Genomic DNA, 16,803 nt, shown 5'->3' on the forward strand with positions numbered 1-16,803 from the left:
CGTCCGGTGCGGGCCCGCGGGGCCGGGGCACGCCGGCCACCGCCCCGCACGGGCCCAGCCCGTCCACCGCTGCGGCTGGGCAGTCCGCGCCGACGGCTGCGGGCCGCGGTCGTCATCCTGTGTTTGCTGCTGATCGTGCTCGCCGGCCGGCTGACACAGCTGCAGGCGTTCCAGGCGTCCACCTACGCCCGGCGCGCCGAGCAGGAGCGGCTGCACATCGCGGCGTTGCCCGCGGTCCGTGGTGTCATCACCGACCGCGGTGGGGCGGTGCTGGCGCAGGATGTCGACGCGCGCTCGGTGTACGCGGACCCGCGCAACATCACCGATGCCCGTGCCGTCGCCAACCTGCTCGCCCCCATCCTTCAGGTGCCCGCGGACGCCCTGGTGGCCAAGTTCAGGAGCAGCGGACGTTTCGTCTACCTCGCCCGTGGGCTCGACCCGGCCGTGGGCGCGACGGTGACCAAGCTCCAGCTGGCCGGTATCGGTGTCCTGGAGGAGCGCCGCCGGCTGTACCCGTCCGGTTCCCTGGCTTCCAACGTCGTGGGTTTCACCACGGTCGGTGACAATGATGTCCTCGTGGGCGGTGGCGGTATCGAAGGCGCCTACGATCGGGTGCTGCGTGGCATCGACGGGGCGCGCCGCGTCGAGATGGATCCGGCGGGCCGGCCCATCCCGTCCGCGGCGAGCCGGGAATCCGATCCGGTGCCGGGCTCGAGCGTGCGGCTCACGCTCGACCGCGACATCCAGTGGGCCGCGCAGGGCGCGATCGCCGACGCGGTGCGCGCTACCCAGGCGGACGGCGGAAGCGTTGTGGTCATGGTCCCGGGCAGCGGGGACATCCTGGCGATGGCGGATGCGCCGGACTACGACCCCAACAAGATTGCCAGTGCTGATCCGTCGACGCTGAAGAACCGTGCCACCCAGGACGTCTACGAGCCCGGGAGCGTCAACAAAGTGATCACTATGGCCGCGGCGATAGACCGCGGCCTGATCTCGCCGGAGACGCCGGTGACGGTGCCGTCGAGTATGCGCATCGCGGGCCAGACCTTCATGGACGCGGAGCCGCACGGTGTGGAGCACCTCACCGCGGCCGGGGTGCTGGCGCGGTCGAGCAATCTCGGGACGATCCAGATCGCGAGCAGGATCGGTTCCGCCAACCTGGAGACCGCGCTGCGCGCCTTCGGGCTCGGGTCAAAGACCGGGCTGCGGTTCCCGGGCGAGAGCGCGGGCATCCTCAAACCATCGTCGGCCTGGGATCCCCAGCAGGCCGCCACGATCTCCTATGGACAGGGAATGTCCGCGACCGCGATCCAGATGGCGTCGGTCTACGCGACCATCGCCAACGGCGGGGTGCGGGTCGCGCCTCGTCTGGTGGAGAGCACCACCTCACCGGACGGGGCCGTGCACACCACGCCTCGCGACCCTGGCACCCGGGTGGTCGCCGCGAGCACCGCCACGACCATCTCGCAGATGCTGGAAGCGGTGGCCACCGACTCGGGGACCGCGCCGCTGGCGGCCATCGACGGGTACCGCGTCGCGGGCAAGACCGGAACGGCCCAGCGGCTCGGCCCGTCCGGTCACTACAGCGGCTATGTCGCCTCGTTCGTGGGCTTCGCCCCCGCCGACCAGCCCAGGGTGGTGGTGGAGGTGGTACTCGACAACCCCCGCGACGGCCACTTCGGCGGGACGGTCGCCGCGCCGGTGTTCCAGAAGGTGATGACCTTCGCGCTGGCGACGCTCGCGGTGCCCCCGCCTGGCACAACAGCACCCAGGTTCGTTCTCGATCGCGATGCCAGGCGCTGACCGGTCGCGGGCTCGGGACGGCTGGATACTAGGGTCGGTGCCGTGACCTCACCGGTGTTGCGTCCGGTCGCCCCGCCGGCGCGGGTGCTCACCGACCTGATGTCCCGATGCGTTGATCTTGTTTCTCTCGGTGCTCCGCCAGGAGGGGTTGTCGTCCGCGGTATCACCCATGATTCACGGGCGGTCCAGCCAGGCGATCTTTACGCGGCGCTGCCAGGCGCTCGCGTGCACGGCGCGGCCTTCGCCGAGCAGGCGCTCGCGGCCGGTGCCGTGGCCGTGCTCACCGATCCGGCCGGTGCCGACCGGGTAGCCCAGCTCCCGGCCGGGCGGGCCGGGGTACCTGTGCTTACCAGCGCCGACCCGCGCGCCGTGCTGGGAACGGCCGCGTCGTGGGTCTACGGCGACCCGTCACACTCCCTGCGGCTGCTGGGCGTCACCGGTACCAACGGCAAGACAACCGTGGCATATCTGCTGGAGGCAGGGCTGCGTGCTGCCGGTCACACGACCGGGCTGCTCGGCACCATCTCGACGCGGGTGGCCGGTGCCGCGGTCCCCTCGGTGCGTACCACCCCGGAGGCGACCGACCTACAGGGGCTGCTTGCGGTCATGGTCGAACAGGGAGTGACAGCGGCGGCGATGGAGGTCTCCAGTCACGCTATCGCGCTGCACCGGGTGGATGGGATCGGTTTCGCCGGTGTGGCCTTCACCAACCTCAGCCAGGATCATCTCGACTTCCACCCATCCATGGAGGCCTACTTCGCGACCAAGGCCGCCCTGTTCACCCCCGAGCGGACCGAGGTGTCCGTCATCGACACCGACACCCCGTGGGGACGCCGGCTCGCCACCGCGGTCCCCACGGCGGTGACCTGCGGGCGCGCTGCTGACGCGCGCTGGCGTGCGAGCGACGTCGTCGCCGGTCCCGCGGGAAGCACCTTCCGCGCGCACGGCCCACACGGGGTGGACGTCGAGGTGCGCATCGCGCTGCCTGGCGCCTTCAACGTCAGCAATGCCCTGGTGGCGCTGGCGCTGCTCGTCACCACCGGGGTGGAGGCCGGCACCGCCGCGGCCGGGCTCACGGCCCTGCCCGGCGTGCCGGGCAGGATGGAGCGGATCGACGCGGGCCAGCCCTTCGTCAGCCTTGTCGACTACGCCCATACCCCGGACGCGGTGGAGACGCTGCTGAGTACCGTGCGGGCGTTGGTCGACGGGCGTGTGATCATCGTGCTCGGCTGTGGTGGCGATCGTGATCGCGGCAAGCGTGCCCTGATGGGAGCCGCCGCGGTCCGCGGCGCCGATATAGCGATCTTCACCAGTGACAACCCCCGGTCGGAGGATCCGGAAATGATCATCGCTCAGATGCGCGCGGGCGCCGCGACGCTGCCTTCCGGGGGCGCCGATGGTGTGCTGGTGGAGGTCGACCGTGCCGCGGCGATCCGTCTCGCGGTGAGCCTGGCCAGACCCACGGACGCGGTCGTGGTGGCCGGCAAGGGACATGAGACCGGGCAGGAGCGCGGCGGTGTCGTGACACCCTTCGACGACCGGGACGTGCTGCGGGCGGAGCTGGCCCAGGCCGGCACCGGATCGCGTCCGGGCCTCGGCCGCAGAGGTGCTCACCGGTGATACCGCTTTGCCTGCGTGAGGTCGCGGCCGTCGTCGGCGGCCGGCTCGACGCCGTGCCCGATCCGGACGCGCCGGTCACCGGTGTTGTGATCGATTCGCGCCAGGTCGGTGCCGGTGCGTTGTTCGTCGCCGTGCCCGGTGCCCGGGTTGACGGCCACGACTTCGCCGCGGACGCGGTACGGGCCGGCGCGGTCGCGGTGTTGGCGGCCCGGCCGGTCGGCGTACCGGCGGTCGTGGTCCCCGACCCCACGGCCGCGCTCGCGGCGCTCGCCACCGAGGTACGCACCCGCTCGTCGGCGACGGTTGTCGCCGTGACCGGATCGTCTGGCAAGACCACCACGAAGGATCTGCTCGCCGATCTGCTGGGTGAGCTGGGACCGACGGTCGCCGCGCCCGGTTCGTTCAACAACGAGATCGGGCTGCCGCTGACGCTGCTGGGCCTGGAGCCGACCACCGGGTTCGTCGCGCTGGAGATGGGCGCTCGTGGCCTCGGCCATGTCGCCGCCTTGTGCGAGGTGGCCCGGCCCGACGTCGGGGTCGTGCTGAACGTCGGCTCGGCGCATGTCGGTGAGTACGCGGACGGGCGTGCCGGGATTGCTCGGGCCAAGGCCGAGCTCGTCGAGGCCGCGTCGGGCGCCGCCGTGCTGAACATCGACGATCCGCTGGTCGCGGCCATGGCCACCCGGGCTCGCGGTGATGTGATCATGTTTGGTGAGAGCGCTCGGGCTGACGTGCGGGCCGACGGCGTGCGTGTCGACGACCGCGGGCGCGCGCGGTTCGACCTGCTCACGGCCGGCGAACGGCATCCCGTCTCGTTGAACCTCGTCGGCGCGCACTACGTCGCGGCCGCGCTGGCCGCGGCGGCGGCCGCGATCCGTCTCGGACTGTCCCCGCGGCGAGCCGCGGCCGCGTTGTCCCACGCCCAGGCCCGCAGCCGTTGGCGGATGGAGGTCACCGTGACCGGCAACGGCGTCACCGTCATCAACGACGCCTACAACGCCAACCCGGAATCGATGCGGGCGGCGTTGAAGACACTGGTCGAGATGAGTCGAGGCCGGCGGGCCTGGGCTGTGCTCGGGGGCATGGGAGAACTCGGCGCGGCCGCGGACGACGAGCACGACGCGCTCGGCCGGCTGGTGGTCCGCCTGGGTGTGCCGCGGCTGGTGGTGGTGGGGGCCGAGGCTCGCCGGATACACCTCGGGGCGTCGCTGGAGGGCTCGTGGTCAGGGGAGTCCGTCTGGGTAGCGGACGTCGAGGCGGCCTGCGGGCTGCTGCGGGAGCGAGTGGCGCCAGGTGATGTCGTGCTGGTGAAGGCATCCCGGGCATTCGGGCTGGAGCGGATCGCGGACGACCTCGCGGCCGGTGAACCGACGGGCCCCGCCCGGCCCGTCGAGCGAGGTGCGCACGGGTGAGAGGCGTACTGGTCGCCGCGCTGGTAGCCCTCGTGGCGTCGCTGCTGGGCACACCATCGGTCATCCGCCTGTTCCGCCGGCGGGGTTACGGACAGGAAATTCGCGAGGACGGGCCGTCAAGCCACCTTACCAAGCGTGGCACACCCACGATGGGCGGCACGGTCATCATCCTGGCGACGCTGGCCGGCTACTTCGTCGCGCATCTGATCACGATGAACGGATTCACCGCGTCCGGGTTACTGGTGCTGCTGGTCATGACCGGTCTGGGGATGGTCGGTTTCCTCGATGACTACATAAAGATCCGCAAGCAGCGCAGTCTCGGGCTCACCGCGCGGACCAAGTTCGCCGGTCAGGCCGCGGTGGCGCTGGCATTCGGCCTGCTGGCCGTCCGCTTCAAGAACGCCAACGGCCTGCTGCCGGGGTCGACGTTTGTTTCGATCGTTCGGGACACCGATTTCTCGATCGGTTTGATCGGTTTTCCGCTGCTCGCCTGGATAATCATTGCGGCGACGTCGAACGCGGTGAACCTCACCGACGGGCTGGACGGCCTGGCCGCCGGTACCTCGGCGATGGTGTTCGGCGCCTATGTGGTGATTTCCTTCTGGCAGTTCGGCAATCTCTGCGGGCGCGGTCCCGCGCAGGACGGCTGCTACTTCGTCCGCGACCCGCTGGACGTGGCGCTGGTCGCGGCCGCGGCCATGGGCGCCTGTTTCGGATTTCTGTGGTGGAACGCGAGCCCGGCGAAGATATTCATGGGTGACACCGGCTCGCTGGCCCTCGGCGGGGCGTTCGCGAGTATCGCGATCGTCAGCCGGACCGAGTTGTTGCTGTTCGTCCTCGGCGGGCTTTTTGTGGTCGAGACGCTTTCGGTGATCATTCAGGTCGCCTTCTTCAGGGCCACCCGGAAGCGGGTCTTCAACATGGCGCCGATCCACCACCACTTCGAACTGGCTGAGTGGCCGGAGACCACGGTCATCATCCGCTTCTGGATTGTCTCCGGACTCGCCGTGGCGTTCGGGCTCGGGCTGTTCTACGCGGAGTTCCTCTCGCACGGCGGTTCCTGATGTGTATCCTCGACGCAGGCGGTCCCGGCCGGTGGTGGCGGGGTGTCCGCCATGTTGTCCCGGGGTTTCCGGTTATGGATTAACATCAGTGGCCAGCCACGTTGAAACGGACGGTACCGGACGTTGAGAGCCGACAGCTGGCGAGGTCGTCGGAGATGACTGCCGGCGTGGCGGCATCGCGGTTTCGCCGAACACCGTCCGGCCTGGAGGTACTGTGCTGGCCGGGCTTTGATGACCGGCTGGTGGATGTCTTTGTCACCACCCGTACCGGCGGTGTTTCCCGCGGCGCCTACACCTCACTCAACCTGAGTCTGCGGGCCGGGGACGACGACGCGGACGTACTGGCGAACCGGGCGACAGTGGCCGAGGCACTCGGTGCCACCGTGGACGACTTCGTGTTCTGCGCCCAGGCACACAGCCCGAATATCGCCATCGTGACCGATGAGCACCGTGGGCGGGGCAGCCGTTCGGCCTCGGACGCGCTGCCGCTGACCGACGGGCTTGTGACCACGGCGCCCGGGATTGCGCTGGCTGTCCTGGCGGCGGACTGCGTCCCGGCCGTTCTGCATGATCCGGTCGCCGGGGTGCTCGCGTGTGTGCATGCCGGCTGGCGCGGGACCGTGCGCGGCGCCGTCCCCGCGGCGCTGGCGGCCATGCGGCGGCTGGGCGCCGCCGCATCGAATGTCGTCGCCGGTGTCGGGCCCGCGATCGACCCGGACCGTTACCAGGTTGGGGCGGAGGTCGTGGCCGCCGTCCGGGCCGCCTTCGACGGGCGCGCGGACGAGGTGATCCGCGCCGACGGGCTCGGGAAGTGGACGTTTGACGTGGCCGGAGCGAACGTCATGCAGCTGGTTGCCGAGGGCGTGCCGGAACGTCAGATCCACGTCGCGGGGGTGGGCACCGGTCCGGGCACGCCCTTTTTCAGCCACCGGGCGGAGAACCCGTGCGGACGGTTCGCCGCGGTGGCCCGCCTGCGCGGGAAGGACGTTCTGTGATCGGGCCACCGCGGCGTGGCGAGAGTTTTCGCTATGTGGGCTACGACATCGACCCGTCGCATGACCGGCTCGTGTGCCGCTACCGCCTGGACGGGCGGGAGTTCCGCGAGGACGTGACGTTCCCCGGCGGCGGGGCATGGAGCGAGCCCGCGGTGGCCGAAGCGGCCCGCCTGGTGTTCCTGCTGACGGCGGTCTCCTACTACAAGACGGCGGCCCCGCCGGTCGTCGACCTCGGTGATACCGCGGTCACCGGCCTCGAGCGTGCCTTCCTGCGAGAGTTCTATCTCGACGGCCTGGGGGAGTTCGCACACCGTAACAATCTTGATCTTTCCGGGCTGCAGATCATCGGCCCGGCGCTGGCGCGCGAAACGCCGGTGGCTGTCAGCCCCGACGAGGGCCGGCCGCTGGTGCCGTTCGGCGGCGGGGTGGACTCCATCGTCACCGCGGAGCTGCTGCGCCCCCGGGCCAAGGACCCGGCGCTGTTTGTCGTCAACCATCCCGGTGACCGCTTCGAGGCCATCGAACGGGCCGCCGCTGCCACCGGCCTGCCGGTCCTCCGGGCGGAGCGGCTCATCGACACCCAGGTGCTGCGCTCGGCGGAACTCGGTTTCCTCAACGGGCATGTCCCGGTCACGGGAATTCTTTCGGTGATCGCCGTGATGGCCGCCGCGCTGGACGGGCGGGACGCGGTGGTGATGTCCAACGAGTGGTCGGCCTCCGCGGGCACCATCACGGTCGACGGCCGCTCCATCAACCACCAGTACTCCAAGGGCGAGGCGTTCGAGACCGCCCTGCGGTCGGTCCTCGTCGAGGCTCTCGGCGGCAGGCCGGAGTACTTCTCCCTGCTACGCCCGTTCACGGAGTTGTGGATCGCCCGGCGGTTCGCCGCGCTGCCCCAGTACTTCGACCACTTCCGCAGCTGTAACCGCGCTTTCCACATCGATCCCGCTCAGCGGCTGGACCGCTGGTGCGGCCAGTGTGACAAGTGCTGTTTCATCGATCTGATCCTTTCCCCCTTCCTGGACGAGCCGACGCTGCGGCAGGTCTTCGGCGGGCGTGAACCACTGGCTGACGTGGCGTTGCTGGGTCGTTTCCGTGCGCTGCTGGGCCTGTCCGCGGACAGCAAGCCCTGGGAATGCGTCGGCGACGTCACCGAGTGCCGGGTGGCTACCCTGCTCGCCGCCGGGCGCCGTGACCGGGCCGCCTCGCCCGTGCTCGCCGCGCTTGGCCCGCTACCGGGAGAGCCCACGCCCGAGGAGCTGCTCGTCCCGCATGGCCGACACTTCGTCCCGGACCGGTATGCGCCCGACGATCTCCTGGTCTGACCTGCGTGGCCGCGCGGTCGGTCTGTACGGGATCGGCCGTGAGGGCGAGGCCAACCTGCGGGCCTGCCGGGCGCGGGGGATCGAGCCGGTGCTCGTTGACGACGCCCCCGCCCGGACGGACATCGAGGGCAGGCCACTGTTGGTGACCGCGCTGGGTGGCTTCGATGCCCTCACTCATTGTGATGTCGTTGTCAAGGCTCCTGGAATTTCGCGGTACGGCGAGACCGTGCGAAAGCTCGAGCGGCTCGGGGTGCCGGTGGTCGGTGGAGTGGGGCTGTGGCTCGCCGAGGCGGACCGGTCGAAAGTGGTCTGCGTGACGGGAACCAAGGGCAAGAGCACGACGTCCGCGGTTGCCGGGCACCTGCTGACCCGACTCGGTTACCGGTGCCTGGTCGCAGGCAACATCGGGATGCCACCGCATGATCCGTTCGCGGGCGACGGGTACGACTTCTGGATCATTGAGGTGTCCAGCTACCAGGCGACCGACCTGGCGTGCTCCCCGCCGGTGGTCGCTGTCACCTCGCTGCATCCCGACCACCTGCCATGGCACGGTGATGATCCGGAGAACTACTTTCGGGACAAACTGTCCGCCTGCTCCCAGCCCGGTGCCGACCTCACCATCGCCAACGGTGACAGCGACCTGATCCGCGCCCACCGGCAGCTGCTCGGGCCCAGGGTGCGGTGGGTGTGTGCGGACGCCGCGGCGGACGGCGACTGGCTGCGGCAGCTGGGGCTGCTCGGTCTCCACAACCGGCGTAACGCCCTGATCGCCGGCGCCTGTCTGCGGGCACTTGGCGTACCCGAGGCGGACGACGGCGACAAGCTGCGTACCGCGGCGGAGGGGTTCCGCGGGCTGGACAGCCGGCTCCAGGTGATCGGAGAAGTGGACGGGGTCTGTTTCGTCGATGACAGCCTGTCCACCAACGTCCTGCCGACACTCGCCGCTGTCGAGGCCTTCGGTGACCGCAGGATCGCCGCGGTCGTGGGCGGCCAGAGCCGGGGTATCGACTACCGGCCGCTGGCCGTTGGTCTACGCACCCGCACCTTGGACACACTTGTCCTCACCGTGCCGGACAACGGCCCCGACATCCGCCGGCAGGTCACCGAGGCTGGTGCCGGCCCGCATGTCACGATCGTGGACGCGCCTGACCTCACCGCCGCCGTGCTTGAGGGCTACCGGTGGGCCAGGCCCGATGGCATCGTTCTGTTGTCACCCGCGGCGCCGAGCTTCGGGCGTTTCCGTGACTACCGCGAGCGTGGCGCTGCCTTCGCGCTCGCCATGCGGGCCTGCGCCGCCTCCGCGCGACAGTAGCTGCCGCCACCGCACGACAGTCGGTTGAGAGCGCTCATCCGCACAGAACGTGTGTACTGGTCACGGAGCATCCGGCGGTACCAGGACGTTCGGGTTGAGGATGCCCGCGGGGTCGAAGGCTTTTTTGATCCGCCGGAACACGGCGATCTCGACCGGTGAACGGTTGAGCGGCAGCCAGCGGTGTTTGGCTGTGCCGATCCCGTGCTCGGTGCTGATGCTGCCACCGTTCGCGGCGACGAGCCGGAACACACTGTCCTCCACCCACTCGCCGGCGGTACCCGCGCCGGTGACGTTCACGTGCACACTGCCCTCGGCGACATGCCCGAACAGCCAGGCTCTCGCCCGCGGCGCGATACTCCTGACGGTGTCGGGCACGGCCTCGACGAACGCGGGCAGGCCGGCGAGCGGCAGGGTGACATCCATTTTCACCGGTGTCCCGTGCGTACTGATCGATTCGGTGTGCCGTTCCCGGTAGGCCCACAGGGCCTCGCAGCCGCGTTGGTCGCCCGCGAGCGAGGCGTCGGTGACGCCGGCCAGACCGGCGACGGCCTCCGCCAGCGTGTTCAGCGGTGTCTCGCCGTCGGCCGCGTCCCCACTGACCTCGACGAGGAGGTAGGCCGCGTGCGTTCCGCGCAGCGGCCGGGACAGGCCGCATGCCTCCGTTACGAGATCCAGGCCCGCGGCGAGCATGAGTTCGGCCGCGGCGAGTCCGGGCAGGCTGTTTCGCAGCAGGGACGCCGCCGCGACCGCGTCCGGTACGGACGCAAGGCCGAGCAGACCCACCGCCCGCGCACGGGCGGCCGGCACCAGCCGGACCCGTGCCGCGGTGATCACACCGAGCGTGCCCTCGCTACCAGCAAGCAGTGAGGGCAGATGGTAGCCGGTATTGTCCCTGGCGAGGCCGGCGAGGTGGGAGACCACACTGCCGTCGCCGAGGACCGCCTCCACGCCGAGCAGCTGCGCCCTGGTGTCCCCGTACCGGAGTACCCGCAGGCCACCGGCGTTCGTGGCCACGGTGCCGCCGATCGTGGCCGTGTCCCGGCTCGCGAGATCGACGCCGTAGGCCAGCCCCGCCGCGGACGCCGCGGCGCGCAGCACGCTGATCGGTACGCCGGCACCGACGGTGGCCTGGCCGGCGGCAGTATCGATCAACGGGGGGTCCGCGAGGCCGCGCAGGCTGAGCACGATCTCCCCGCGGGTCGGCACGCCGCCGCCGACAAGCCCGGTGTTGCCGCCCTGGGGCACCAGCGGTATCTCGTGCTCCGCGCACACCTGGACGATGGCCGCCACCTGCGCGGTGTCCACCGGACGCAGCACCGCCACCGTCCGCCCGACGAATCGGCCGGTCCAATCCCGGACGTACCCGGCCATGATTTCTGGATCCGTCAGCACCCGGGCGTCGCCGACCGTGTTTCGCAGCGTCTGGACCAGCTGGTTTCGTGACATGGTTCAGTGTCGTCTCAGAGTCGTGACCCCCGATCGGTGTTGTCGGTGGCGTTGACCGGACCGAGGGGAGCGGTTGTAACGATAGTGGCCGATCACATACACTATGTCAGGATTTGACCCCGTCGGGTTGTATATGCCGGCCGGAGGCCGCGGGCGGGCTGATGTGTGCTCGACACACCCATGATGGTCGGTGTCGAACAGGCTGGCGGCATGGACTATTCGATGGGGGACCATAACCGCGTTCACCCAGAAGAACCGCGTGACTCCGGCGGTGCTCTCGGTGGGCGTGTTGCATGTGTGTTCCTTGACGAGCAGGGGAGCGGGACGTGGTGACCGGGGGCGACGAGCCCACGCTCGGTATGCCTGAGCGGGGCGGGCCGGCTGTCGACGGCACCCGGGTCCCCGTGCTTGCGCGGCCGCTGGCCTCCTACTACCTGCTGCTCTCCTCGGCTGGCCTGCTGTTGCTGCTCGGGCTGGTCATGGTGCTGTCGGCATCCAGCGTGCGGTCGTTCGACGAGCTGGGCTCGTCCTACGCGGTGTTCGCCCGGCAGGCGACCTGGGTGGGCATCGGCCTGCCACTGCTGGTGCTGGCCAGCCGGCTGCCCGTGCGGGTCTTCCGGGTACTGGCGTACCCGGTCATGATTGTCTCGTTGGTACTGCTGACGGTCGTGCTGACCCCGCAGTTCGGGAAGTCGATCAACGGTGCGCAGCGATGGATCGAGTTGGGCTCGTACACCCTGCAGCCCAGCGAGATCGCCAAGCTCGGCCTTGTGCTCTGGGGCGCGGATCTGCTGGTGCGTAAACGCAAGCTGCTGGGCGACTGGAAGCACCTGCTGGTCCCGCTTGTGCCCGGGGCGTTGCTGATCTGCGTCCTGATTATGCTTGAGCCCGACATGGGGACCACGATCGTGGTTTTGTTGATCATGCTCATGCTGTTGTGGGTGGTCGGGACGCCGCTGCGGGTCTTTGTCTCCATCAGCGGTGTGATCTTGTTGGCTGGCACCGTCCTGGCCATCCGGGAGCCGTACCGGTTCGAGCGGCTGCTGTCCTATCGCGACCCGTTCGCCGATGCCCATGACACCGGTTTCCAGGCGGTCCAGGGCTTGTACGCGCTGGCGTCGGGAGGGTGGTGGGGTGAGGGGCTCGGCGCGTCCCGGGAGAAGTGGCCGGGGCTGTTGCCCAACGCCCACACCGACTTCATCCTCGCGATCATCGGTGAGGAGCTGGGCCTGCTCGGCACATTGGTCGTCGTCATCCTGTTCGCCGTTCTCGGGTTCGCCGGCATCCGGGTCGCCCACCGCAGCGCTGACCCGTTCGTCCAGCTCGCCGCGGCATCCGCCACCGGCTGGCTGCTTGGCCAATCCATGATTAACATGGGCGCTGTGGTGGGCCTGCTCCCGATCACGGGAATCCCGCTTCCGCTGGTCTCGTTCGGGGGCTCCGCGCTGGTTCCCACGATGCTCACGGTCGGGATGCTGCTGTCGTTCGCCCGGCACGAGCCCGCGGCGACCGCGATGCTCAGTGCCAGGGCGGCAGCCCGGCGCGAGGCGCGGGAGGCAGGTGAGCCGGCGGCGGGCGGCGGGCGTCGTTTCCGGGCCCGCGCGCGGGTGGCCCGGGGCAGCCGCGGCGACAGCGGTGATGATGACGTTGCCGAGAGGATCTCCGCGGCCGCGCACCGTTGACCCGATGCCGAGACGGCCGCCCGCCGCGGGTGACAGATGATCGACAATCATGACGCCGGCCGCGCCGCACGAAGGCCGGGCCGTTGTCACGGCTGGCCGTCCCCAGGATAGTTTTCCCCGAATGGCGTCCCGGCCGAGGGGTGGAGGATGGGATGAGCGACAGCGAGTCGGTCGAGGCGATCCTGCCGGGGCCGGTTCCGCTCGCCCGGCGGATGGGTGAGATCGGGACGTGGGTGATGCGTGACCCGCTGCGGCTCGGCGAGGTCCGTGACGTCATCTCGCTCGCTGGTGGGCTGCCGGCCGGGGAGACGCTGCCCGCGGCGGAGATCGGTGCGGCCGTGCACCAGGTGGCGACCTCGAAGGCAGCGACGGCCGCGTTGCAGTACTCGGCGGCTGAGGGCCTTCCCGCGCTGCGCGCCTGGATCGCGGACCGGGCGTCGGTGGACCGTGGGCGCCCGGTCGACCCGAGCCAGGTCGTGGTGACCGCCGGTGGGCTGCAGGGCCTGGACATCATCGCGCGTGCCCTGCTCGACCCCGGGGATCTTGTAGCCATTGACGAGCCCGTCTTCCCGGGTTCCCTGCACTGCCTGGAGATGTACCAGCCGGAGTTCCTGGCGATCCCGGTTGACGACGACGGCCTGGATGTCGGCGCGCTCGCCGAACGGCTGGCCGGCGGCCAGCGTCCCAAACTCGTCTACACGGTCGCGACCTTCCATAATCCGACCGGGGCCACGCTCACCGATGCCCGGCGGCGGCAACTCGCGGAGCTGGCCGAGCGGTACGGGTTCCTGGTGGCCGAGGACGAGCCGTACCCGGCACTGCGCTTCCGGGGAGATCCCGTGCCACCGGTTGCCACCTATGGTGATCGAGTCATCACGATCGGATCCTTTTCCAAGACGCTCGGACCGGGGCTGCGGGTCGGCTGGGTGCTGGTGCCGCCCGCGCTCGTGGACGCGGTAGGCCGCGCGAAGCTCTGGTCGGACCTGCATACCTCCACGCTGACGCAGTACGCCCTGCTTGAGCTCTTCGGCCGGGAGGGCTGGTACGACGCGCACCTGGCGACCCTGCCGGCCATCTACGGACGGCGGTGCGCGGCTCTGCGTGCCGCCATCAGCGAGCATCTGGCGGGGATTGTCGAGGTCAACGATCCCGCTGGCGGGCTGTTCGTCTGGGGGCGGGTCGTCGCGCCCGGCCTGTCCGCGGACGACCTGCTCGACGCCGCGGTCCGCCGCGGGGTGACCTACGTGTCCGGTCCGCAGTTCGCTGTGCACAATCCCGACTCCACGACGATGCGGATGTCATTCGCGGGCAGCTCCCCGGAACGTCTTGAGCTCGCCGCCCGCCGGCTGTCCGACGCCGCGGCCGCGGCCCTCGAGTCGCGGGCCTGACGTCCTGACGTCCTGACGCGGGGAGGGCCGGCCGCGGTTGTGCTGTTCCTCTGTGCTGTTCCTCTGTGCTGTTCCTCGCGTCACCGGTGCGCCCGGCCGCGCGAGGCAGCGGCCGTCGCCGCCGCTGGTGGGACCCGGAGAGCGATCCGTCGCTGAGGTGTGTCATCGTCGTGGACGATGCTGAGGAGTGTGGTGCTCGCCGGCGGTGGCACGGCGGGCCATGTCGAACCTGCGCTGGCGGTCGCGGACGCCCTGCGGGCCGCTGACCCCCGGATGCGCCTGACCCTCCTGGGGACGGAGTCCGGGCTGGAGGCAAGGCTCGTGCCGGCCCGCGGGTACGAGCTGGTGACTATCCCGAAGGTGCCGCTGCCCCGTAAACCCACGCCGTCCCTGCTCACCGTGCCCGGCAGGCTCGCCGGGGCGGTCAGCCAGGCGTCGGCGGCGCTGCTGCGGGTGCGCGCGAGCGTGGTTGTGGGCTTCGGCGGGTACGTGTCCGTCCCGGCCTACCTCGCCGCGCGCCGGGCAGGCATCCCGATCGTCGTGCACGAGGCCAACCCGGTGCCGGGGGTGGCGAACCGCATCGGTGCCCGGTTCACGTCTTTTGTGGCGGTGTCCTACCCGGGCACTCCGTTGCGCGGCGGTCGGCTCACCGGTATCCCGCTGCGTCCGGAGATTCTGAGTCTGGACCGGTCGCCGACGGCCGCTCGGGCCGCCCGGATCAGCTACGGCCTGCACCCGGGTCACCCGACGCTGCTGGTTTTCGGTGGTTCGCAGGGGGCTCGGCGGCTCAACGACGTGATCAGTGCGACGGCCAGGGAGATCACTGCGAGCGGGGTCCAGGTCCTGCACGCGGCCGGGCCCAAGAACGTCGACACGGTGCTCGCGGCGCTGCCCCCGGACCTGCCTGTGCCCTATGTGGTGCGGCCGTATCTCGATCACATGGCATCCGCGTACGCGGCGGCGGACCTGGCCCTGTGCCGGTCCGGCGCGATGACCTGCGCGGAGCTGGCCGCGGTCGGCCTGCCCGCTGTCTACGTTCCGCTTCCGCACGGTAATGGTGAACAGCGGCGTAATGCCCTGGCGACGGTGGAGGCCGGCGGCGGTCTGCTGGTCGACGATGCCGGGCTCTCCCCGGAGTGGGTGCGCGCGGAGCTGCTGGGCCTGCTTACCTCGGCCGAGCGGCTGGCGAAGATGGCGGCGGCCTGCGCCGGTTGCGGGCATCCTGGTGCCGTGGACGCGATCGTGTCGATGATCAGGGATGCCGCGGCCTCCCGCCGGCGGCAACCGGCACGCCACGCTGCCCGCTGAACCTCGGTCCGAGGCGATGGATGGGGCAAGATGTCAGCTGTGACAGCTCGGGCGCTACCGGACAACTTCGACCGCGTGCACCTCGTCGGGATCGGTGGCGCCGGTATGAGCGGCCTCGCGCGCCTGCTGCTGCGGCGCGGCGCGTTTGTGTCCGGAAGCGATGCCCGCGACACCCGTCACCTGGCCGCGCTACGGGCGCTCGGGGCGGAGGTGATGATCGGTCATGATCCAGAGCATGTCGGCGACATCCATACATTGATCTTTTCCCAGGCCATTCCGGCTGGAAATCCGGAGGTCGAGGAGGCGAGAAGGCGCGGCCTGCGCGTCGTCTCACGGGCCGCCGCGCTGGCCGCGCTGATGCGGGGATTCCAGGGGCTCGCGGTCGCCGGTACCCACGGGAAGACGACGACCACGCTGATGGCCACCGTCGCCATGCAGGCATGTGGAGCCGACCCGTCATTCGTCACCGGTAGTGATATCAACGAGGCTGGCTCCAACGCGCATGCCGGTTCGGGTGAGATCTTCATCGCCGAAGCCGACGAGAGCGACGGCGGATTCCTCCTCCTCGAGCCGTTCGCGGCGGTCGTCACCAACGTTGAGGCCGATCATCTTGACTACTACCGTCAGCGTGCGGACGTCGACACGGCCTTCGCGCGGTTCGTCAGCGGCGTCGACCCGGCCGGCTTTGTGGTGGCCTGCCTGGACGACCCCGGCGCGGCCAGGCTCATCACCGCGCTGCGGGACAGCGAAGGCCCGAAGGTGCCACGGGTCACCACCTATGGCGAGTCGGTGGACGCCCACGTCCGGGTGGAGCTCGCGATGGTCTCGCCGACCGGTTCCACCTGTGAGGTGGTCGTGCGGGGCCGGCGGCTGGGCGAGCTGACCCTGCGGGTACCCGGGCGGCACAACCTGCTGAACGCCGCGGGCGCGCTGGCCGCCGGGCTGGAGCTCGGCCTGCCCGCGACTGGTCTGCTGGCGGGGCTGGCGGGGTTCGCCGGTGTCCGCCGCCGGTTTGAGGCCAAGGGCACCGTCGAGGGCATCCGGGTGATTGACGACTACGCCAACCATCCCACCAAGCTCATGGCTGTGTTGCGGACCGCCCGTGACGTTGCCGGCGGCGGCGGTGTCGTCGTCGCGTTCCAGCCGCACCTGTACAGCCGGACGGCGGCCTTCGCGGCCGAGTTCGGCGCCGCGTTGGGTCTTGCGGACGCTGTTGTGATCATGGATGTCTTCGGCGCGGGGGAGCGGGAGATCCCCGGGGCCGGTGGCGCGGCGATCGCCGCCCGCGTGCCGCTTCCCGCCGACCGGGTCGTCTACGAGCCATCCTGGTCGGCCGCGGCGGGCCGGGTCGCGGCGTTCGCGCGTCCGGGCGATCTGGTGCTCACGGTCGGCGCGGGTGACGTGACCCTGCTGGGCGGGGAGATCCTGCGCGTCCTCGCCGAACGCGC

The 16,803-nt window shown here is 70.4% G+C and carries 12 protein-coding genes; 11 read left to right on the forward strand and 1 reads right to left on the reverse strand.

Translation table 11 applies throughout. The annotated features are described in order from the left end of the window. The 7 genes from MJ783_RS15475 to murD form a co-directional block, all read left to right on the forward strand. A partial coding sequence (locus MJ783_RS15475; RefSeq protein ID WP_239311145.1) for a penicillin-binding protein 2 occupies nt 1-1,803 on the forward strand: 1,803 nt, incomplete at its 5' end. A 42-nt stretch (nt 1,804-1,845) separates the two neighbouring features. Beyond that, entirely contained in the window at nt 1,846-3,423 is a 1,578-nt protein-coding gene (locus MJ783_RS15480; protein ID WP_239311146.1) for a UDP-N-acetylmuramoyl-L-alanyl-D-glutamate--2,6-diaminopimelate ligase, read from the forward strand. Then, nucleotides 3,420-4,835, forward strand: a complete 1,416-nt coding sequence (gene murF, locus MJ783_RS15485) for a UDP-N-acetylmuramoyl-tripeptide--D-alanyl-D-alanine ligase (protein ID WP_239311147.1) — start codon at nt 3,420-3,422, stop codon at nt 4,833-4,835. The genes MJ783_RS15480 and murF overlap by 4 nt, the downstream gene beginning before the upstream one ends. Next, nucleotides 4,832-5,899, forward strand: coding sequence for a phospho-N-acetylmuramoyl-pentapeptide-transferase (gene mraY, locus MJ783_RS15490; RefSeq protein WP_239311148.1), 1,068 nt, complete (start codon nt 4,832-4,834; stop codon nt 5,897-5,899). Before murF ends, mraY begins: the two co-directional genes overlap by 4 nt. 155 nt (nt 5,900-6,054) lie before the next feature. Further along, nucleotides 6,055-6,894, forward strand: coding sequence for a polyphenol oxidase family protein (locus tag MJ783_RS15495; RefSeq protein ID WP_239311149.1), 840 nt, complete (start codon nt 6,055-6,057; stop codon nt 6,892-6,894). Continuing rightward, on the forward strand, nt 6,891-8,219 hold the full coding sequence (locus MJ783_RS15500; RefSeq protein ID WP_239311150.1) for a hypothetical protein: 1,329 nt from the start codon (nt 6,891-6,893) through the stop codon (nt 8,217-8,219). Before MJ783_RS15495 ends, MJ783_RS15500 begins: the two co-directional genes overlap by 4 nt. Then, entirely contained in the window at nt 8,167-9,531 is a 1,365-nt protein-coding gene (gene murD, locus MJ783_RS15505; RefSeq protein ID WP_239311151.1) for a UDP-N-acetylmuramoyl-L-alanine--D-glutamate ligase, read from the forward strand. Before MJ783_RS15500 ends, murD begins: the two co-directional genes overlap by 53 nt. Before the next feature lie 60 nt (nt 9,532-9,591). On the opposite strand, the gene MJ783_RS15510 is transcribed toward murD, so the two are convergent. Beyond that, nucleotides 9,592-10,977, reverse strand: coding sequence for an FAD-binding oxidoreductase (locus tag MJ783_RS15510; RefSeq protein WP_239311152.1), 1,386 nt, complete (start codon nt 10,975-10,977; stop codon nt 9,592-9,594). A gap of 326 nt (nt 10,978-11,303) precedes the next feature. On the opposite strand from MJ783_RS15510, the gene ftsW reads away from it, so the two are divergent. From ftsW to murC, 4 genes are all read left to right on the forward strand, one after another. Next, nucleotides 11,304-12,659 (forward strand): putative lipid II flippase FtsW, encoded by a 1,356-nt coding sequence (gene ftsW / locus MJ783_RS15515; protein WP_370651642.1) that lies wholly within the window; start codon nt 11,304-11,306, stop codon nt 12,657-12,659. Between the two features lie 152 nt (nt 12,660-12,811). Beyond that, nucleotides 12,812-14,047 carry a PLP-dependent aminotransferase family protein gene (locus tag MJ783_RS15520; protein WP_239311153.1) on the forward strand — a complete coding sequence of 412 codons (1,236 nt, stop codon included), beginning with the start codon at nt 12,812-12,814 and terminating at the stop codon, nt 14,045-14,047. Between the two features lie 177 nt (nt 14,048-14,224). Beyond that, nucleotides 14,225-15,355: an undecaprenyldiphospho-muramoylpentapeptide beta-N-acetylglucosaminyltransferase gene (murG, locus tag MJ783_RS15525; protein ID WP_239311154.1), complete on the forward strand. Its 1,131-nt coding sequence runs from the start codon at nt 14,225-14,227 to the stop codon at nt 15,353-15,355. Nucleotides 15,356-15,385: 30 nt separating this feature from the next. Further along, nucleotides 15,386-16,803: UDP-N-acetylmuramate--L-alanine ligase (gene murC, locus MJ783_RS15530; RefSeq protein ID WP_239311155.1), on the forward strand; the 1,418-nt coding region annotated here is incomplete at its 3' end.

The sequence above is a fragment of the Protofrankia sp. Cj3 genome, from assembly GCF_917627355.1.
Lineage (GTDB): Bacteria > Actinomycetota > Actinomycetes > Frankiales > Frankiaceae > Protofrankia.